The following is a 19,303-nucleotide window of genomic DNA, read 5'->3' on the forward strand; positions in this document are numbered from 1 at the left end:
GAGTTCCGCGGCCCGAACCTTCGGCCAGTTCTCCTCGACGACCAACCGGGCCAGCCGAAGACGCTGGCGCGGGGTCAAAGCGGCATTAGCGTGGAGCACGAGGACCTCCGGTGCTTCGTGGAATGGGTGCCTTCAGCAGCTCCACTCCACGCCCGGAGGTCCTCCCCGAACAAGACCTACTCAGATCCCGTCGTCACAACTCCTCGACCAACGTCTCCGGTCAGTACAGCTAGCGCGCAGCCACCCACGGCAGATTCATAGCGCCTGTCGGCCGGTGGGGGGTCCCCGCCGCGTCCGCGCACAAGCAGCTCCGCGCGCAGCCCGTATGCACTGCGCTCCCCATCCCCGCTCGCCCAGCGCCGCCAGCTCGGCTACCCACGCTGCCCCCTCAGTCGCCAGGGTGGGGTTGGCGGCACGGTCGGCGTCGTTGACGATTCGGCCGTTGAGCAGCTGCTGCCATCCGGCAGCACCGGCTCCTGATCACCCGATTGGTGCCGAGGACCGGAGGCTGGCGGGGTCGGTCGGCGAGGCCGGAAGGCGGTTCGCTCAAGGGGACAAGATCGGTTCGCTGTATGCGACAGCGCCGGCCGCGTACGGACTCACGGTCGGCCGGCATGCCACCGACAACCGGATGCCGACCGACCGAAACCGAGCTCGACTCCCTGCCGTTCGAGCTGAGCGCTGACCATCTCGCGGTGCTTGCTGAGCTGCCCAGGCCTGGCGGTTCTGCCGGCGCAGGCGGCGCGACCTTGCAACCCCCGACCTGGCCACCTTCGTCGGGGCGGTGGCCAAGATGGGCGTGGCTGGCTTGGCCGACCTGCGCGCCGCCGCCATACGCCCGGACCCCGAGCTTGAGGTGCCTGGCGCGCCGACTGCCGCCCCGCTGGTCGACGCGGAGGGCATGAGCCTGTCGTAGCTCCCCGCGATACTCAGACTCGTGCTGGACTGGGCGGGGCTTGACCCGAGCAAGGTCGAACGAGTCGCGCAGATGCTCGTACGCGAGGCCTGTGGTGCCACCAGCATCGACGGAAGCGGCGGCGACCGCGCGCAGGATCTGCGGCACGACGGTCCAGACGGGCTGACCATCTTCGAGATCAAGTCCTTCACCAAGCACACCAACAGCAGCCAGAAGCGCAAGATCGCCAGTTCCCTGAAGCGCGCCGTGGAGCTGCACGCCCCGCGCCGTTGGGTGCTGGTGATCCCGCTCAACCCGAGCGCCGCCGAGATGGTCTGGCTCGACACGCTCCGCAAGCGATACCCCGACGTGGACCTGGAGTGGTTTGGCCTGGACTGGCTAGACGGCCAGATCGCCGGCCGGGAGAGCCTGATCAGCTACGTCGAGGGCGCCCAGTACACGCTGTTGCGGCGGGCGAAGCAGCACGACATGGAACGTGCGGCGCTCACCACCGGTGCGGACCTGATGCAGCGGATGACCGACCTGCAGCGCCTCGGGGACACCATCACGCCGTACTGGACGTGGCGACCGGGCGACACACCTTGGGGGCCGGCGCAGATCTTCACCCCGCAACGCCTGGAGGCTCCCGAGGAGGACCCGGTCCAGCTGACGCCGCTGTTCTCGTTCCCCGCAGACGACCCCGAGGCACAGGCAGCCGCGAACCGTCTGCAGCACGTGCTCCGGCTCGGCGGGGACGTCGAGATCCCCGGGCGCTTCATCGAGCATCTGCGGGTCACCGCGGCATCGGAGGCCACCCAGCGGCTGCTGGGTGAGCCGATACAACAGGCTAGCCAGCTGCGCCTGATCAGCATCCCGGACACCACCGGCCTGCCGCTGCGTGGTTCCCTGGTCCTCGAGCGGCAGAACGGCAAGCCGGGGCTGTCGGTGCCGTTCACCTTCACCGAACGCGTCGGAGGCACAGCCGGCAGGACGCTGACAGGTATCGACGACAGCGGCCTGCTGGAGGGACGCCTCGAGCTGGAGGACGGAGACCAGCCGGCCGGCCGGTTCGAGATGAATCTCAAGCCCTTGGCCGGCTCCTACCCGCACGACGCGGTCCCCGCCGTGCGGATCTTGGCGGCCTGTGCCGCCGGGGACAGCCTGCACTTCCGCTTGGGTCCGGTCACCTTCCTGTCCTTCACCGCCAACTTGGACGCGCCGGAGGACGTGCGCGGCCTGTTCCATCTCGTCGCAGCGCTGGAAGTGCTGCAGGCCCACCTCGGCACCCTGGTGCCCATCCCGGCCGAGCCGCTGACCGACGAGGACACTCAAGAGCTCGTGTCGATGGCCCTGGCTCTCACCGGCTCGCCGGCCCGTCTGCCGTTCACGGGCCTGAGCGTGCCGGTGCCGCCGGGCGGCATCCGGTCGTTCCTTGAGTCGATCCCCACCGAGCCCGGGGTGCTGTACGGCGCGCCCAACACCGTCAAGGTCACCCTCGACGGTCAGCGCTACGAAGTCCCGGGGCTGGCCTTCTGGGCTCGGAACGTCGTGCTGCGCAACCGCGCCGAACTCGAGGCGCTCGCCGATGACGACACCGCGGAGGCCGTGGCCACATTCAGCAGCACCGACGAGACCAACATCGTCATGATCCGCGCGGTAGACGACCTCGGGCCGGAGTACCGACGGATCATCGAGTTGGCCGATCCCAGCTGACCCACCCACCCACCGGGCCCGCGTTCGGCGGGTAGGTGCGCGACGGTCGGCGGCAAGGCAACATCGACTCCCGTGCGCCCCCACCTGCCCATTCCCTCCGCCAAGCGTGTACCCGAAGGTCTGGCATGAGTCGGCGCATCTGGCTCGACCCGCCGACGGGCGCCGGCCGCCGCACCGCGCGGTACATCACCATCGAGCCGCGCGAGCTCCGCGACGACCCGCAGGCCCGTCCGTGGCTGCGGCCGACACCCGACGCCTGATGGATCAGACCAACTGCTGCAGCACGCCTACCCGTTGGTCGGGTTCATCTCGCCGTCGGCGCAAGGGGCCAGTCGGTGTGCCAGTGCTGGCTGGAACGCCGTTCATCCGCGCCGTGGACCGCTGACCCCACACCACCCACCCCCCGGGGCTATCCGCTTCAGGAATGCCAGCGCCGTGCCGATGCGCAGGTGATCGCCGCGTCTTCCGCGGCGCCGACTCCGAGGAGGGCTGAGCGTGCACTCAGACGGCAAGGTCGTCAACGGACCCTGGGCCGGTACCGGCGAAGCGCGACAGCCGCCGGCGAACGCAGTGGCCGGCTACCGGCGCGGCACCTACCGATGCGTCGACGGCCACGCCACTGACGTGCAGTCCGGCCCGACGGGTGCGCTGCCCTCGTTGTGGGAGTGCCACTGCGGTCGATCAGCCGCTCTCGAGTCGCCGGCATAGCCCCGGCGCACGCGGCGCGACCCGGTTGACCCTCGGAACGGGCCACGGGCCGTCTGATCAGTTCCTGTGGACAACGGGTTGCCGCCCAACGGGTCGTGCGTGTCTGGCTGTGCACGGCCCGGCCACGTGGCACGGCCCGCGCCGGCGAGGTCGAGGACCCGCCGTCCGATGCGGGTGCGTGTCCCGAAGTGCAGCCGTGCGCCCTCGACGGGGCCGGCGCGTGCGCAGCGGACGGGAGCTGCGGAGCGACTCACGCGGCCACCCGCCGCCCGGCCGATCATGGTTTTCCGGAACTCCACGGAACCGCCACGCCCAGCGGCGACGCCCAGTTGTCGGGCCGGGCCTCTAATCTGCGCCGAAACCTGCCGGAGCGGCACCAGACGATTGCGGCGAGTTGACCTGCCGAGGACCGTCGGCAGCACGACAGGGCGCCTGCAGTGCGCCGCAGCTCTGGCAACCAGCAACCGAGGGAGGAAGACGTGAGCGACATCGCCGGGGAGCTCGCACGCGTCCGCGGCGCGTTCGACCAGCCGACGCTCACGCTCCTGCACCGGAGCCTGGCGCCGGTCGTCATCGCCATCTTCCGCAGCTCGTTCGGCCGCGACACCCGCAGCATCCCCGCGCCCCGGCTGCACGACCAGGTCGACGCCTACCTCGACGAGCTGCGCCTGGCCGGAGTCCCGGCCGCCAACCTGCCGGCCGGCTCCGGCCGCGACCTGTGCCTGAAGTGGATGCACGGCCAGTGGCTGGTGCGCAGCACCGCCGACGACGGCAGTGAGGTGTACTCGCTGACCTCCCACGCGCAGGACGCCCTCGCCCTCGTCACCAGCCTCACCCGGGAGCGGGCCAGTCTGTCCGAGCACCGGATCTCCACGATCCTGTCCGCGGTCCGCCGGTTCAACACCGAGGTCAACCCCGACCGCGCGGCCCGCGTGAGCATCCTCGACAGCGAGATCGAGCGCCTGACCGCGGAACGCAACCGGCTGCTCGACGGCGGGGAACTGCCCCAGGTCTCCCCGGACTACATGCTGGAGGGCTACAGCGAGCTGCTGCAGCTCATCGCGGCCCTGCCCAGTGACTTCGCCCGGGTGGAGGAGGCGTTCACCGGGCTGCGGGCCAGCATCCTGGCCTCCTTCCGGGCCGAGGAACGGCCGGCCGGTGAGGTCATCGACGACTACCTGGCCCGCGCCGATTCCCTGATGGCCGCCACCCCCGAAGGGCGAGCGTTCGAAGGCGCGTTCGCGCTGCTGCGCGACGAGGCGCTGCTGCTGCAGCTGCGCGAGGACCTCGGCGCGCTGCTGGCGCATCCGCTGGCCAGCGACATCCTGCTCGACGCCGACCGGCGCGAACTGCGCGGCACGGTCGGGCTCATCCGCAGCGGCATCGTCAGCGTCCTGGCTCGGCGGAGCCGGGTCTCTGCCGCGCTGCGCGAGTACATCGTCACCCACGACATCACCCGCGACCGGGAGCTGGACGCCACGCTGCGCCAGCTCGACGCCGAGCTGGCCACCTGGATGAAGACCGCCGGCCCCCGCGCGACGGTGCCGCTGGAGCTGCTTCCGCCCCGCGTTGAGGTGACCCACCTGCGGGAGCGGTTTCACAACGCCGAGACCGAGGTCGGGCCGCCGCCGCTGGCGGATGTGAGCGAACACCGGCCGGACGCGGTGTCGCTGACCGAGCTGCTCGCGCAGGGCGGGCCGTCCCTGAGCACTTTGCGGGCCGAGCTGGCCAGGGCGCTGGCCGACCCGGAACCCATGACTTCCCTCGGCGCGCTGTTCGACCAGCTCGATCCGGAGCTGCGCCGGCCGGTGGAGATCTTCGGCCTGCTGCACCTGGCGACGAACTCGGTGGGGATGGACCGGCACACCGACACCGAGACCTACCGCGCGGTGCGGCCCGACGGCACCGAGCGGGCGCTGGCCGTGCCGCGGGTGGCGCCGGCCGACGCCCCTGTACCGCCTACTGACCCCGACGCGCAGCCACCGGCACTGGCGACGGTCCCCGAGGAGAACCGATGAGCGAGCTCGACACCGCCGACGGACAGACGCCGGGCGGCTATCCGCTCCACGGCGACACCGGCGACGCCGACCTGCACGAGCCCAGTTGGGCCGGCGAGGCGATCGACGCCGACGACCCCGACCGTGAGCTCTCCTCGACCGTCGCGCTGTTCGAGGGCGACGAGGGCGGGCTGGAGGTCGACCAGCGCCGCGCGCTGGTGGTTCTGCTCAAGCAGCGGTTCATCAGCGCCCGGACCCATCCCAAGGAGTGGCGGGCGCTGATCCGTCAGCCTCGGCCGATCCGTGCCCGGCTCAACGACCTGTTCCTCGAGCTGCACCTCGACGCCGACCGCGAGGTCGCCTACAAGCGGCAGGTCAACCCCGAGGGTGGCGGCCGACCGTTCCCCACCCTGCTGTACGACGCACCGTGGGGCCGGGAGGACACCATCCTGCTGGTCTACCTGCGCAGCCGCTTCCGCAGCGAGCAGGCCGCCGGGGCCGACCGGGTGTTCGTCGACCGCGACGACATGGTCGAGTTCGTCGACCAGCACCGGCCACCGCACGCCACCGACCAGTCCGGTGACCGCAAGCGCGCGGCACGGGCGATCGAGGCGCTGTACAAGGCGGGCTTGCTCATCGGGGCGAGCACCGGCGAGCGGTTCGAAGTCAGCAACGCCATCGAGGTGCTGCTGCCCATGGAGAAGCTGACCGAGCTGCTGGCCTGGCTGCGCGCGGAGAACAGCACCGCCGGCGATGCCGAGCTCACCGACCCCGACGGCGCCGCACACGCCGACGTCCACGACGAGAGCTGACCGATGACCACCACCGACCACCGCGACCCGCCCCTCGCCGACGAGGGCCACGCCGACGCCCTGACCGACGCCGTGCCCGGCGATGACACGCTGGCCCACGACGCCGGGCTGCTGTTCCACGTCGACGGCGCCACCGAGGGCACCACGCAGTGGAAGGCCGAGACCTTCCAGCTGGTCAACTGGGGCGGGTTCGAAGCCCGCGTCCCGTTCCACTTCCACCCCGGCTCCACCCTGATCTCCGGCGGCTCGGGGACCGGCAAGAGCACTCTGTTGGATGCCTACATCGCGCTGATGATGCCGGCGGACACCCCGTTCAACGGCGCGTCCAACGACGCCGTCGGCGGCCGCGCCCGCTCGGCCGAGCAGCGGAACCTGCTGACCTACCTGCGCGGGCAGATCGACACGACCACCGGCGCCGACGGCCAGGAGAAGGCCAAGGTGCTGCGCGGGGAGGGCACCGCAACCTGGGGTGCGGTCGGCATGACGTTCATCGACGATCACGGCCGCCGGTTCACCGCGTTCCGGGTGTACTACGTGCCTGCCCGCGCCCGGCGCACCGGTGACATCACCATGCGGATGGCCACCTACGACGGCGTGCTCGACCTGGCCAGCCTTGCCGAGCACATCGGCTCCGGTGACCAGCACTTCGCCCCGAAGGCGCTCAAGGCCGCCTTCGCCGGGCTGAAGACCCACGACAGCTACGCGTCGTTCGCCAACACGCTGCACACCCGGCTGGGCATCGGCGCCAACGGCGACGGCGCCAAGGCGCTACGGCTGCTGGTCCGCATCCAGTCCGGGCACCAGATCCGGACCGTCGACGAGCTGTACAAGGAGATGGTGCTGGAGCGGCCGGCGACCTACGCCGCCGCCGACAGCGCCATCGAGCACTTCGACGACCTCGAGGCGTCCTACCTGACGATGCAGACCGAGCAGCAGAAGGCGCAGCTGCTCGAATCGATCACCGAACGGCAGGCGTCCCTGCTCGCAGCCCGCGCCGAGATCGACGCGATCGACACCTTCGGGCTGACCCGCACCGGGGACACCCCGATCGGGCTGTGGCGGCTGCGGACGGAAAAGACGCTGCTGGCCGACGCCGTCGACGCCAACGCGACCGCACGCGCTGAGAACGGGGACCTGCTGCGCCGAGCGGTGACCACCGAGCAGGAACTGGCCCAAGAGCTGAAGGCCCGTACCGACGAGCACCTGCGCAACGGCGGCGCCGACCTCGAGCGGCTCGCCGCGGAGATCGAAGCGGCCGAGTCCGTCCGCGACGAGCGGCGGACCCGGCGCAGCGCGCTGGCGCAGCGGACGACGGTGCTGGGCGCGCCGCTGGGCAGCCGCACGGACTTCGTGAAGCTCCGCGCCGCCGGCCGCACGTTCCTCGACGGGTTCGAAGACGCCGCGGTTGAGTTCGGCCGCCGTCGGCACGCGCTGCTGAAGGAACAGTTCCCCCTCGCCGACCGCAAGCAGAAGCTCATCGAGGAGCGCCGGTCGTTTGCCGGGCGGACCGGGCGGATGCCGAAGTTCTTCGACGACATGCGCCGGCAGGTCGCCGCCGCCGCCGGGATGGACCCCGCCGAGCTGCCATTCCTGGCCGAGCTCATCGACGTCGCAGACGAGCACGCCCGGTGGCGGATCGCGGTCGAGACCGTCCTCGGGGGCGCCGCCCGGCTGCTGCTGGTCCCCGCCGAGCGACTGGAGGAGTTCTCCGCCGCGATCGATCCCCTGCACCTGCGCGGCCGGATCGAGTTCGAGGGCGTCCCCTCGGCGCCGCACACCGCCCGCCGGCTGGACCCGTCGCGGGTCGCGGGGAAGCTGGCGTTCAAGGACCACCCGTTCAGCGAATGGGTGGCCCGGCACGTGTCGGCCGAGACCCGCAATGCGCTGTGCGTAGAGTCCCCCGCCGACCTGCGCGGCGGCGGGTACCGGGTCACCCTCGCCGGGCAGACCCGCCGCGGAGCCCGCGGCAGCCATGGGCGCGCCGACTCCTCGTCGATCATCGGCTTCTCCAGCGCGGAGACGATCGCGGCCATCGACGCCGAACTCGCCGAGCTCGAGCGGAAGCTGACCGCCCTCGACGGGCAGCTGGGCGACCTGGACCGCGAGCAGGGCGACCTGGACCGGACCCGCCTGGCCTACGAGGCGATCGACGCAGCGGTGTTCGACGACATCGACGTCGCGGGCATCGAGACGCGCATCGGGGAGCTGACTGCCGCCCGGGCCGCGATCCTGGAAGCCGACGACGTGCTGCGGGCGCTGGAGAAGCACATCGCCGACCTCACCGAGCGGCTGGAGACCGCGCGGCAGACCCGGTACAAGCTCAAGAGCATCGCCGAGGACCTGAACACCGAGCACGGCAACCTCGCCGAGCAGCAGGACGAGACCAACCTGGAGCTGTACCGGATCGAGGACGAGGGCCTGATCGTCCTCGACGACGAGCAGGTCATGCGGCTGGACAAGGAGTTCGCTGCGGCGGCCACCGACGGCGACCCGGGGAGCCTGGCCGACTTCGGCGCGAACCTCGCCCGGATGCGGCGGCGGCTGTCGGAGGCACTGGACCGCGCCCGCGCCGACGCCGACCGCGCCGAGGGCGATCTGCGCCGGACGTTCGAGGCCTACCAGCTGAAGTGGGAGGACCCCAACCTCGGCGTGACCCCGGCGTCCTACCCGGACTACGCGCGCATCCTGGACAACATCGTCACCACCGGCCTGCACGCCCGCCGCCTCGAGTGGCGGAACCGGCTGACCGAGTGGAGCGGCCAGGACCTGGTGCCGCTGGCCGGCGCGATGGAAGCCTCGGTCGACGAGATCGAGGACCGCCTGGACCCCATCAACGACATCCTCGCCACCCTGCCCTTCGGCGCCGGTCGCGACCGGCTGCGGATCAAGCTGCGCCGGCTCACCCCCGACCACGTCACCTCCTTCCGCCGCGAGCTGCGGACGCTGTCCTCGGCCGCCACCAAGGGGCTGCCCGAGAACCAGATGGAGCGACGGTTCGCCGAACTGCAGCAGTTCATGGCGCAGATCCGGCGCCGCGACGACCCGCGGGCCATCGCCGACGTGTCCGACCGCGACCGGCTGCTCGACGTCCGCCGGCACGTGGAGATCACCGCCGAGCGGTACAACGCCGACGGGCAGCTGCTCAGCGTCCACTCCACGCTCGGCGGCAAGAGCGGCGGCGAGAGCCAGGAGCTGATCGCGTTCATCGTCGGTGCGGCGCTGCGTTTCCGCCTCGGTGACGAGGTGCGCGCCCGTCCGCGGTTCGCCCCGGTGTTCCTCGACGAGGGGTTCGTCAAGGCCGACGCCGAGTTCGCCGGCCGCGCGGTGCAGGCCTGGAAGGGGCTGGGGTTCCAGCTCATCGTCGGCGCGCCGCTGGACAAGGTGACCGCGCTGGAGCCGCACATGGACGAGCTGCTGGCCATCACGAAGAACACGACCACCGGCTTCTCGTTCGTGGCGCGGCTCAAGGACGCCATCGTCACCGGCGAGCCGGCGTGAAGACCCCCGAGCAGGTCGTCGCCGACATTCAGCGGCGGGTGAAGAACACCTGGGCGGCAACCCTGACCGGCACCGCCGAGGCGCCGGCGTGGCCGCAGGCGTTCCCGCTCGGGGAGCCGAGCTCCGCCGCGCTCGCCGCCGACTTCGCCGACGCCGCCCGGCTGGTCCGCGAGTGGCGGACGTGGGCCGAACATCGCGGCCTGCAGCTGCGGTGCGCGAACCGCCGCGTCGCCGGCACCGACCAGGAGCTGCCCACGCACGTGCTGGTGCCCGACCTGGACACCGCGCTCCGGGTCATCCCCGACGAGTGGTCCGACCGGATCACCCGCGGCCGGCAGCGGGCCGCGGTCCTGGCCGACCGCTACCCGCATCTGAGCCAACCCACCCACACCCTGGGCGCCGTCGACAAGCTCACCGACGTCGACTTCGACCTGCTCTGCCAGGCCGCGGACTGGTTCGCCACCCATGACGCCACCGGGCTGACGCCGCGCCAGGTGCCGATCCCCGGACTGCACGCCAAGTGGCTCAACACCCGCCTGGCGCTCGCCCGCGAGCTCGCCGGCGTCGACGACCTCGGGCTGCTGCCGAACCACCCGGCCCGCATCCACTTCACCTACCTCGACCCGACCCACCGCGCTGCGGGCGGCCGGCTGTACGACTCCGCGACCGTCGGCGACCGGATGCAGCTGCCGTACCGGCCCGAGGTCGTGATCATCAGCGAGAACAAGGACACCGCCATCCACTTCCCGCCCGTGCCCGGCGGGGTGTCGGTCGAAGGCGCCGGCACCGGTGGCGGCACCGCCGCGTCGTTCGACTGGATCGTGACCGCCTCGCGGGTCATCTACTGGGGCGACATGGACGCCGACGGCCTGGAGATCCTCGACGGGTTCCGCGACGCCGGCGTACCCGCCGCGTCGATCCTCATGGACCCGACCACCTACGACGCCTGGGAGCGCTTCGGCACCAACGTCGACAAGAACGGCAAACCGCTCGGCCCCCGCTCCCCGCGGCCAGTGCCGCACCTGACCGAGGACGAGCGCATCCTATACCACCAGCTCATCGCGTCCGACTGGACGCGGCACCGCCGCGTGGAGCAGGAGCGCATCCCACTGCAGGTCGCGCTGGACCACGTGCTCGACGCCACGGCACCCCGGTCGCCGCAGCGCCCGACGGGAGCCCCACGATGAGGCCGGGCACCGACTCGGACCTGCAGCTGCCCGGTGACTACGGGGCGCTGCTCGAGCAGCTCAAGGAGCACATCGGCGAGGCGCTCGTTCTGCGCCGCCTCCGACCTCCGCACCACAACCGCTGACGCTGTCAGTCCACTGCGGCACCATCCCAGACATGGCCGCAACCACGTCTCCGCCGCCCGCCGGCTACAGGCAGCTGCTCGATGACTTGCAACGGCAGGTGCGCTCGTCGAGGGCCGCAGCCCGCGTCGCCGTCAACAGCGAGATGCTCGCGCTGTACCGCACGATCGGTCGTAGCCTGCTCGACCGCACCCACGACGGCTGGTCGGCCGAGGCCATGGAGCGGATGGGCGCCGACCTGCGCGCGCAGTTCCCCGACTTGGTCGCCCTGTCGCCGGGCAACCTGGACTACATGCGGCGCTTCGCCGAGGTCTGGCCGGACCCGGCGACCGCCCCGCCGCTGGAGCACCTGCCCTGGGGGCACATCCGCGTCCTACTCGACGAGGTCGCCGACCCGCTCGCCCAGGACTGGTACGCCGCCGAGGCCGTGCGGTACGGCTGGTCGGAGAACGTGCTGCGGCACCAGATCCTCAACCACGCTCACCACCGCGGTCGCGGCGACCTGCGCGCCCTTGGGAAGCCGCCGGAGCCCGCCCGGCGTCTCTGAGCGGGGCGCGCCCCTCCGCCGGACAGCTGAGACCCGCCGGACTGGGGCGGCCACGGTCGCAGAAGCGGTCCAGCCTCGATAGGCAGCCGGTACACCCGCTCGGCCATGTCGCCCAGGTGCGCGTCGATCAGGAGCGGTGCGATCCGAATCCGTCGGACCTGGGCGTTGCCCTCCCCGTAGCGTTGCCGTCGCCAGTGCCCGCGGCGCACGTGCGGGGCCACCGCCTTCCCGGTGGGCTCGACGGTGCGAGCGGACAGCGGGGCCACCCCGGCACTCGACCTGCCCGGAGTTCCGCCGCCGCAGGTCCGCCGCGACGCCGATCGGCACGGCGCCGGCGTGCACGTCCTCACCGTCGGCCGCACCGTCGGCCGAGCTGGTCGATTGGTGCGGCCGGCGCAGTTCCGGCGCCGCGTGCTCAGCTGCCCTTGGCCGCCACGTCGTCGCGCAGCCGGGTCTCCTTCCACGGCCGCAGCGACTCCCCGTACGGCTCAATGGCGTCATAGACCGCCTTGACCTCGGCCCGGGTCTGCAGACCGGAGACCTGCAGCCGGTGCCCGAGCAGCAGCAGCTGCTCGATGTCGATCACACCAAGGCCCTCGGCGTCCGCGCGGTCGCTGCCGGTCTGCTCGTCCATCAGGACGTACACGCGCCGGCCCGCGTCACGCAGCACGATGCCGTGCCCGATCACCAGGTGCTCGCCCAGATCCTTGCGGGCGCCCAGGGCGAGGGCCGCGTCGGTACCGCGCAGCCGGGCGACGGTGTCGCGGACCGCGGCCTGATCGGCGCGGTCGATGGTGATCTTCTCCAGCACCCGTACGCGGTCGTGGGCGATGAACCTGCGCCACGGGGCCGGCAGCGCCGGGTACTTCCCCTTCTTCCCCAGGACCTCCTCCGACACCTCCGCAGGCACCTGGATCTCCCAGTTGAGCTTCATGAGGATGGCCAGCAGCAGTCCGGCCTTGCCGGCCGCGCAGAAGTGGATGCAGCAGACGGCGTCCAGCAGCGCGACCGGCTCGGCGGCCGGTGATTCGGGCGCGCTCACCGCTCCGGCGCGGCCAGGGCGAGCAGCTCCTCGATGCTGGCCAGGCCCGCTGGCGCGCGCCGGGCCGGCGCCTCGCTGAGCAGTTCGCGGTCGGCTTCCACCTCGGCGACGGTCCGCCCCTCCAGGTCGGCCAGGACGGCCGCGCCGAGCAGGCCGCGCGCGTAGGCGTCCGCGGCCCGCCGGGCCAGGCGCCGCGGCGGCCGCGGGCGCCGGGCAGCGGCCTGGGTGGCCTCGTACTCGGCGCGCCAGCCGTACCGGCTGGCCATCACCGGGGTGCTCGGCACCGCCGGCGCCGGCCGCAGACCCATCCGCTCCAACTGGATCCGCACCACCTCGGGCGTCACCCCGAAGTACCGCGCCAGGCGCCCGACGGCCTCCTCCTCCACCGGGCCGGTGTCGGTTCCCGCGGTGCGGCGCAGCCACAGCCGCACGCCGTCGGCGGGCACGAGCAGGTTGCGCGCGAACTCGTTGCACCGGGTCTCGGCCTCGCCGGTGCCGGCGTCCAGGCCGTCGATGTGGGCGCCGTCGCCGAACAGCAGGTGCCCCAGCTCGTGCGCCACGGTGAACCGCTGCCGCTCGGCCGGCTCGTCGCTGTTGACCACCAGCAGCCGGGTCAGCCGGGCCTCGTCGACCAGGCACATGCCCGAGACGGCCGGCAGCGGACGGGTGGCGACGTCCACCCCGGTGACCTCCTCCACGAGTTCGGCCAGCTCGGACAGCTCCGGGATGGGCGCCGCCCCGAGCCCGAGCACCTCGCGCAGCGCGTCGGCCAGCTGCGCACCGCGCGCCGACGCGCTGCCAGCCACTGGCGCGGTCACCGGCAGAGCGGCCGCCCGCTGGCGATGCTCCGCGATCACCGCATCGAGCCGCTCGTCGAGCTCGAGCAGCTGCACACCGGCCTCGATCGCCGCCCGCCGGTCCGGATGCGCCGGGGCTGCGGCCCGGAGCGCGACCAGCACCCGCTCAGCGACCCCGCTGCCGTACAGCAACGTGTCCAGCGGCATCTGCAGCGTCCGGGCGAGCGCATCGGCCTCGACCAGGCTGACCCCGCGCTGCCCCTGCTCGATCCGGGAGACGGTGGCCTGCGAGACGCCGGCGGCGATGGCCAGGGCGGTCTGGTTCATGCCCGCTGCCTGGCGCGCGCGGCGCACACGGTCAGCGACCGCTGCCACGTCGACGTCCTTGGTACTCATCCTGCCTCCTCGCTGAATAGACCCCATCGTCCACTATTCAGTGCTGCGGTGCAAGGAGGTGGGCTCTCCCCACACCAGAGGGGGAGCCCTGGCGGTGGACGCGTCGGACCGGCTACGGGGAGGACCTCCGCACGCCCAACTGGCAGCCGAGCCGAGGGCTGCCGCTGGCAACCTGTCGAGCGTCGGCACTGCCTGCTGGACGGCCGCCATCCCCGCCCGGGCCCCCAAGTCGCGGTGTCAGACTTGGAGATCCCATCCGGACGTATCTGGACGGTCGCGAGTCCACCGGCGGCTGAGCCAGGCAGCCACCGCCGAACTACACAGCCGCGTCGTGCACAGGCGCATTTGGAGGAGCTCGCCGCCGAGCGCGAGCAGGCCTGCAGGGACCGCGCCGATCAACGCCGCCACATGCTCCAGCGACGCGGGGCCGAACCAGGCCGTCCCACCGTGATCCACTGCGCCGGACCTGCGGCGACGGGCATGTCGGCCGGCCAGTCCACGGGTCGCCGCGCCAGCTCCTCGGTCGCGATCGCCCCCTCGAGCTCGGCCACCACCGCAGCCTCCAGCCCATCGGCCGTCAGAACCTGTGGGAGCGGCGGCGCCGGCATCCGAAAGGCGCGCGCCGTGGCGGCCATGTCCTCGTGGGCCCCGGCGTACGCGGAGTCCAATCGCCCCAGCTGCGGATGCCACGCTCCGAGCACCACGGTCAAGACCTCACCTGGACCCGGGGTTAGCGTCAGCGCCTCGAACTCGAGGTCGTCCGTGCCGCGGAACGCGCGCAACCGCAGGTACTGCCAACGTCCGCGCCGGGCCGCGACGGCCACGACGACGTCCCACAAGGTCTCGTTGACAGCCAGCAGATCGGGAACGTGGGGACGTAGTTGGCTGCTCGCCGCGAGCATCACGCCGCTCACCACGCGCGTCGCCGACTCCACGTCATGCTGCCCATCGAGACCGGCCAGGACGTCGGCGAGCAGGTCACGGCCCTCGAGGGTGGCCAGGCCGGTGAGCAGCACCGCGCAGTCGCCGCGCCGGCCGACCTTGGCCGCGGCGGCCTGCCCATCCGGTGCCCCCTCGCGGAACTCGGTTCGCAGGCTGTCAGCGGCGAGGACAGCACCACCGGCCGTTAGAGCGGCAACGGCAAGGGTCACACCGCCGGACTCTCGCACGACGCGGTGCAGCGCCCTGCCACGCAACACACCGAAGGCCATGGAGGCAGCGTCGGCCCGTCCGCGCTGCTCGCACCGGGCGACACCCGCCGACCGCGGGCTGCCAGGGCTACCAGGGGCGGAGCCCAACGGAGCGAGTTGCGTTTGCCAAGAGTTGCTTGTGTCAAGAGTTGCCTCTGCCAATCTGCCCGCGTTTGTCAACGCGCAACTCCTAGTTGGCAAGGCGCAACAGTTGGCAGCTGGCGCAACTCCGAGCGTGGCAATCTCGTGCAATTGCTCAGCAGTCGCACCCGTGGCGGCCGGAGCACCAGGAGCGGGTCGAGGTAGGCCTCACCGCGGCGCAGGCCCCAGTGCAGGCAGGCGGCCGCCGGGCAGCCGGGGTGCCCGGGGGCGAGCCTGCCCAGGGGGTCGCCGCGCCTGAGCGGCTGGCCGGCGCCGACCACGGCCTCCACCGGCTCGTACGTCGTCCGCAGGCCGCCGGCGTGGTCGACGCTGACGACCGGCCGGCCGGCCACCGTGCCGGCGAAGACGACGACCCCGTCGCCGGCGGCGAGGACCGGCGAGCCCGCCGGCCCGGCCAGGTCGGCGCCCCGGTGGCCCGGCCCGTAGGCGTGAGGTGGTGGCTCGAACGGCCGGGTGACCAGCAGGTCACCGGCCAGCGGGGCCGACCACCCCTCGGCGGGCCGGGCCGTGGGCGCCGGGTCGGCCGTCGCCGGCGCGGCGGACAGCACGCCCGCGGCGAGCGCGACGAGCACGGCGGCGAGCGCGGACCTCATGGGCCCAGCCTTGCTGGGGGAGGGGCGGCGGGGACCCCCGTGCCGGGCCGCTGTGGAGGGGCCGGACGGCTGGGGAAACCGCCGTCCGCCGTCGCGTATGCTTGCCGGTGCGGCCCGCCTCGGTGGGTCGACTTCGCGCGTCCTTCTTCCCGCCGATCGGCGGGGCAGTCGCCACCTCGGTCCCGGCCCAGTGCCGGGTGAGTGGTGCCGCAGGACGCCAGGGCGTGCACCACCCGGTGCCCGCGACAACCGTAGTGCGCGCGGCCCCGGCCGCGCGCTGACAGCAGAGAGGCTGCGATATGGCAGTCGTCAGCATGAAGCAGCTGCTCGACAGCGGCGTCCACTTCGGGCACCAGACCCGTCGCTGGAACCCGAAGATGAAGCGCTTCATCTTCACCGAGCGCAACGGCATCTACATCATCGACCTGCAGCAGACGCTCGGGTACATCGACAACGCCTACGAGTTCGTCAAGCAGACCGTGGCCCACGGCGGCTCGATCCTGTTCGTCGGCACCAAGCGCCAGGCGCAGGAGGTCGTGGCCGAGCAGGCCACCCGCGTCGGCATGCCCTACGTGAACCAGCGCTGGCTGGGCGGCATGCTCACCAACTTCCAGACCGTGCACAAGCGCCTCCAGCGGCTCAAGGAGCTCGAGGACATGGAGCAGACCGGCGTGCTGGTCTCCCTGTCCAAGAAGGAGCAGCTGGTCCTCAGCCGCGAGAAGGCCAAGCTCGAGCGCTCCCTCGGCGGTATCCGCGACATGCAGAAGGTGCCCAGCGCCATCTGGATCGTGGACACCAAGAAGGAGCACATCGCCGTCGGCGAGGCCCGCAAGCTGAACATCCCGGTCGTCGCGATCCTCGACACCAACTGCGACCCGGACGAGGTCGACTACAAGATTCCGGGCAACGACGACGCGATCCGCAGCATCACGGTGCTGACCCGCGTCATCGCCGACGCCGTCGCCGAGGGCCTCATGGCCCGCTCGGCCGCGCAGGCCAACGCCGGTCGCGAGGAGGGCGGCGAGCCCGCCGTCGCCGCCGGTGAGCCGCTGGCCGACTGGGAGCGCGAGCTGCTGACCGGTGGCACCGCCGCCGACCAGGCCGCCACCCCGCTGCCCGAGACCCCGGCCGCCCCGCCGGCCGTCACCGCGGACTCGGTCGCCCCGGTCGAGGGTGTGCCCGCCACGGGCAGCACCGAGACCGGCACCCAGGGCGCCCAGAACGGTTGATCACCCGGCGCCGTCCCCGCTCGCGGGGGCGGCGCCGCGGCACGCCCGCATCTCCCTCCGCACCACCCACAGACCATTGAGGAAGTGACATGGCTGACTTCACCGCGGCCGACGTCAAGCGTCTTCGCGACGCCACCGGCGCCGGCATGATGGACTGCAAGAAGGCGCTCACCGAGGCCGACGGCGACTACGACAAGGCCGTCGAGCTGCTGCGCGTCAAGGGCGCCAAGGACGTCGGCAAGCGCCTCGAGCGCTCGACGACCAACGGCATCGTCGTCAGCAAGGACGGCGCGCTGCTCGAGCTCGACTGCGAGACCGACTTCGTCGCCAAGAACGCCGACTTCATCGCGCTGGCCGAGCGCCTGCTCGAGATCGGCCTGACGAACAAGGCCGCCGACGCCGAGGCCCTGCTGGGCAGCGACGTCGACGGGCAGACCGTGGCCGCGCTCGTCGAGGGCGAGTCCGCCCGCATCGGCGAGAAGCTGGTCCTCTCCCGCTTCGCCGCGTTCGAGGGCAGCACCGCCACCTACCTGCACAAGCGCGCCACCGACCTGCCCCCGGCCATCGGTGTCGCCGTGCAGTACTCCGGCGGCAGCGAGGAGGCGGCCCGCAGCCTGGCGATGCACATCGCCGCCGCGCGCCCGCGCTTCCTCACCCGCGAGGAGGTCCCGGCGGAGGCCGTCGAGACCGAGCGCCGCGTCGCCGAGCAGACCGCGAAGGAGGAGGGCAAGCCGGAGCAGGCGATCAGCAAGATCGTCGAGGGCCGCGTCAACGCCTTCTACAAGGACTTCGTCCTGCTCGAGCAGCCGTCGATCACCGAGCCCAAGCGCACGGTCAAGCAGATCGTCGACGAGGCCGGCATGACCGTCGAGCGGTTCGCCCGCTTCGAGGTCGGCCAGGCCTAGGCAGCACCGCATGGTGAACGGCCCCGCTCCCATCAGGGAGCGGGGCCGTTCCCCTGTGCGGCAGGATCACCACCGACACGATGACGAACGAGGGATGACGCCTTGACCGACACCACCACCCCCTTGTCCGCACCCAGCGCCTTCGAGCCGGCCGACGGGCACGGCTACAAGCGCGTCCTGCTGAAGCTCTCCGGCGAGGCCTTCGGCGGTGGCAAGGTCGGTGTGGACTCCGGCATCGTGCACAGCATCGCCCGGCAGCTCGCCGACGTCGTGCACGGCGGCACCCAGGTCGCCGTCGTCGTCGGGGGTGGCAACTTCTTCCGCGGGGCCGAGCTCGCCGAGGCGGGCATGGACCGCCGGCACGCCGACTACATGGGCATGCTGGGCACGGTCATGAACGCCCTGGCGCTGCAGGCGTTCTGCGAGCAGGTCGGCCTGGAGACCCGGGTGCAGACGGCCATCGAGATGGGCCAGGTCGCCGAGCCCTACATCCCGCGCAAGGCGGTCCGGCACCTGGAGAAGGGCCGGCTGGTGATCTTCGGCGCCGGAGCCGGCATGCCGTACTTCTCCACCGACACCGTCGCCGCCCAGCGCGCCCTGGAGATCGGCTGCCAGGTGCTGCTGATGGCCAAGAACGGCGTCGACGGCGTGTACGACGACGACCCGCGCACCAACCCGGCCGCCCGGATGTACACCGACCTGGACTACGCGAAGGTCCTCGCCGACGAGCTGAAGGTCGCCGACGCGACGGCCATCAGCCTGTCGATGGAGAACCGCATGCCGATCGTCGTGTTCAACCTGCTGACGGACGGCAACATCGCGCGTGCGGCGTCAGGTGAGAGGATCGGCACGCTGATCAGCCACGCCTGACCTGCACCGGCTGGCCCACGAACAGAGAGACGACGGCGGAGGTCCCGCCGTCGATGGAGGGAAGACCCGTGATCGACGACACCCTGCTCGATGCCGAGGAGCGGATGGACAAGGCCCTGTCGGTCGCCCGCGAGGACCTCGGCTCCGTGCGCACCGGCCGGGCCGCGCCCTCGATGTTCAGCAAGATCATGGTCGACTACTACGGCGCCTACACCCCGGTGCCGCAGATGGCCTCGATCACCGTGCCCGAGGCGCGCATGGCGGTCATCAAGCCCTACGACATGAGCCAGCTCTCGCCCATCGAGAAGGCGATCCGCGACAGCGACCTGGGCGTCAACCCGTCCAACGACGGCCAGATCATCCGCGTGGTCTTCCCGCAGCTCACCGAGGAGCGCCGTCGCGACCTGGTGAAGCAGGCGCGGGCCAAGGGCGAGGACGCCAAGGTCGCCATCCGCAACATCCGCCGCCGTGCCAAGGAGGAGCTCGACCGCATCGCCAAGGACGGCGAGGCCGGCGAGGACGACGTGCGCCGCGCGGAGAAGGAGCTCGACGACCTCACCTCCCAGCACGTCGCCCAGATCGACGAGGCGATGAAGAACAAGGAGTCCGAGCTGCTCGAGGTCTGACCTCCGCTCGGCT

17 protein-coding genes and 1 pseudogene are annotated in these 19,303 nt (G+C 71.9%); 13 read left to right on the plus strand and 5 right to left on the minus strand.

The annotated features are described in order from the left end of the window. Positions 1–99: pseudogene (locus tag E4P43_RS15450) on the minus strand (IS481 family transposase); the annotation flags it as partial. A gap of 685 nt (positions 100–784) precedes the next feature. Here E4P43_RS15450 and E4P43_RS20875 point away from each other — a divergent pair. The 9 genes from E4P43_RS20875 (at position 785) to E4P43_RS15480 (ending at position 11,480) form a co-directional block, all read left to right on the plus strand. Continuing rightward, complete coding sequence (locus E4P43_RS20875; protein ID WP_280791008.1) at positions 785–916, plus strand: hypothetical protein; 132 nt, start codon at positions 785–787, stop codon at positions 914–916. A gap of 21 nt (positions 917–937) precedes the next feature. After that, the gene (locus E4P43_RS15455) at positions 938–2,608 is read left to right on the plus strand and encodes a hypothetical protein (RefSeq protein WP_135146353.1); all 1,671 of its coding nucleotides are present in this window, start codon (positions 938–940) and stop codon (positions 2,606–2,608) included. Positions 2,609–2,733: 125 nt separating this feature from the next. Beyond that, the gene (locus E4P43_RS20880) at positions 2,734–2,868 is read left to right on the plus strand and encodes a hypothetical protein (protein ID WP_280791009.1); all 135 of its coding nucleotides are present in this window, start codon (positions 2,734–2,736) and stop codon (positions 2,866–2,868) included. Positions 2,869–3,795: 927 nt separating this feature from the next. Next, on the plus strand, positions 3,796–5,334 hold the full coding sequence (locus E4P43_RS15460; RefSeq protein ID WP_135146354.1) for a DUF3375 domain-containing protein: 1,539 nt from the start codon (positions 3,796–3,798) through the stop codon (positions 5,332–5,334). Then, positions 5,331–6,125 (plus strand): DUF4194 domain-containing protein, encoded by a 795-nt coding sequence (locus tag E4P43_RS15465; protein WP_135146355.1) that lies wholly within the window; start codon positions 5,331–5,333, stop codon positions 6,123–6,125. Before E4P43_RS15460 ends, E4P43_RS15465 begins: the two co-directional genes overlap by 4 nt. A gap of 3 nt (positions 6,126–6,128) precedes the next feature. Continuing rightward, positions 6,129–9,623 carry an SbcC/MukB-like Walker B domain-containing protein gene (locus E4P43_RS15470; protein ID WP_135146356.1) on the plus strand — a complete coding sequence of 1,165 codons (3,495 nt, stop codon included), beginning with the start codon at positions 6,129–6,131 and terminating at the stop codon, positions 9,621–9,623. Beyond that, positions 9,620–10,810 (plus strand): Wadjet anti-phage system protein JetD domain-containing protein, encoded by a 1,191-nt coding sequence (locus E4P43_RS15475; RefSeq protein ID WP_135146357.1) that lies wholly within the window; start codon positions 9,620–9,622, stop codon positions 10,808–10,810. The genes E4P43_RS15470 and E4P43_RS15475 overlap by 4 nt, the downstream gene beginning before the upstream one ends. Further along, entirely contained in the window at positions 10,807–10,935 is a 129-nt protein-coding gene (locus E4P43_RS20885; protein WP_280791010.1) for a hypothetical protein, read from the plus strand. The genes E4P43_RS15475 and E4P43_RS20885 overlap by 4 nt, the downstream gene beginning before the upstream one ends. Positions 10,936–10,967: 32 nt before the next feature. Beyond that, positions 10,968–11,480: a DUF1016 N-terminal domain-containing protein gene (locus E4P43_RS15480; RefSeq protein ID WP_135146358.1), complete on the plus strand. Its 513-nt coding sequence runs from the start codon at positions 10,968–10,970 to the stop codon at positions 11,478–11,480. Between the two features lie 415 nt (positions 11,481–11,895). On the opposite strand, the gene E4P43_RS15485 is transcribed toward E4P43_RS15480, so the two are convergent. The 4 genes from E4P43_RS15485 to E4P43_RS15500 form a co-directional block, all read right to left on the minus strand. Continuing rightward, a complete protein-coding gene (locus E4P43_RS15485; protein ID WP_135146359.1) occupies positions 11,896–12,522 on the minus strand; it encodes a hypothetical protein in 627 nt (208 codons plus the stop codon). Continuing rightward, positions 12,519–13,742, minus strand: a complete 1,224-nt coding sequence (locus E4P43_RS15490) for an ImmA/IrrE family metallo-endopeptidase (RefSeq protein WP_135146360.1) — start codon at positions 13,740–13,742, stop codon at positions 12,519–12,521. The genes E4P43_RS15485 and E4P43_RS15490 overlap by 4 nt, the downstream gene beginning before the upstream one ends. A gap of 368 nt (positions 13,743–14,110) precedes the next feature. Further along, positions 14,111–14,926, minus strand: a complete 816-nt coding sequence (locus tag E4P43_RS15495; protein ID WP_135146361.1) for a hypothetical protein — start codon at positions 14,924–14,926, stop codon at positions 14,111–14,113. Positions 14,927–15,081: 155 nt separating this feature from the next. Next, positions 15,082–15,660 carry a M23 family metallopeptidase gene (locus E4P43_RS15500; RefSeq protein ID WP_135146362.1) on the minus strand — a complete coding sequence of 193 codons (579 nt, stop codon included), beginning with the start codon at positions 15,658–15,660 and terminating at the stop codon, positions 15,082–15,084. 299 nt (positions 15,661–15,959) lie between these two features. Here E4P43_RS15500 and rpsB point away from each other — a divergent pair, with 299 nt between their 5' ends. The 4 genes from rpsB (at position 15,960) to frr (ending at position 19,290) form a co-directional block, all read left to right on the plus strand. Further along, complete coding sequence (gene rpsB, locus E4P43_RS15505) at positions 15,960–16,889, plus strand: 30S ribosomal protein S2 (protein ID WP_135146363.1); 930 nt, start codon at positions 15,960–15,962, stop codon at positions 16,887–16,889. 89 nt (positions 16,890–16,978) lie between these two features. Beyond that, complete coding sequence (gene tsf, locus E4P43_RS15510) at positions 16,979–17,794, plus strand: translation elongation factor Ts (RefSeq protein ID WP_135146364.1); 816 nt, start codon at positions 16,979–16,981, stop codon at positions 17,792–17,794. A 123-nt stretch (positions 17,795–17,917) separates the two neighbouring features. Then, entirely contained in the window at positions 17,918–18,664 is a 747-nt protein-coding gene (gene pyrH / locus E4P43_RS15515; RefSeq protein WP_167759208.1) for a UMP kinase, read from the plus strand. Between the two features lie 68 nt (positions 18,665–18,732). After that, complete coding sequence (gene frr, locus E4P43_RS15520; RefSeq protein ID WP_135146366.1) at positions 18,733–19,290, plus strand: ribosome recycling factor; 558 nt, start codon at positions 18,733–18,735, stop codon at positions 19,288–19,290. The last annotated feature ends 13 nt before the right edge of the window (positions 19,291–19,303 follow it).

It is taken from the genome of Blastococcus sp. TF02A-35, from assembly GCF_004571075.1.
In the GTDB taxonomy this organism is placed as follows: domain Bacteria; phylum Actinomycetota; class Actinomycetes; order Mycobacteriales; family Geodermatophilaceae; genus Blastococcus.

Coding starts and splice junctions, on each gene's coding strand:
- E4P43_RS20880 (WP_280791009.1), top strand. CDS start 2,734: ATGAGTCGGCGCATCTGGCTCGACCCGCCGACGGGCGCCGGCCGCCGC.
- E4P43_RS15465 (WP_135146355.1), top strand. CDS start 5,331: ATGAGCGAGCTCGACACCGCCGACGGACAGACGCCGGGCGGCTATCCG.
- E4P43_RS15470 (WP_135146356.1), top strand. CDS start 6,129: ATGACCACCACCGACCACCGCGACCCGCCCCTCGCCGACGAGGGCCAC.
- E4P43_RS20885 (WP_280791010.1), top strand. CDS start 10,807: ATGAGGCCGGGCACCGACTCGGACCTGCAGCTGCCCGGTGACTACGGG.
- E4P43_RS15480 (WP_135146358.1), top strand. CDS start 10,968: ATGGCCGCAACCACGTCTCCGCCGCCCGCCGGCTACAGGCAGCTGCTC.
- E4P43_RS15490 (WP_135146360.1), bottom strand. CDS start 13,742: ATGGGGTCTATTCAGCGAGGAGGCAGGATGAGTACCAAGGACGTCGAC.
- E4P43_RS15495 (WP_135146361.1), bottom strand. CDS start 14,926: ATGGCCTTCGGTGTGTTGCGTGGCAGGGCGCTGCACCGCGTCGTGCGA.
- E4P43_RS15500 (WP_135146362.1), bottom strand. CDS start 15,660: ATGAGGTCCGCGCTCGCCGCCGTGCTCGTCGCGCTCGCCGCGGGCGTG.
- rpsB (WP_135146363.1), top strand. CDS start 15,960: ATGGCAGTCGTCAGCATGAAGCAGCTGCTCGACAGCGGCGTCCACTTC.
- tsf (WP_135146364.1), top strand. CDS start 16,979: ATGGCTGACTTCACCGCGGCCGACGTCAAGCGTCTTCGCGACGCCACC.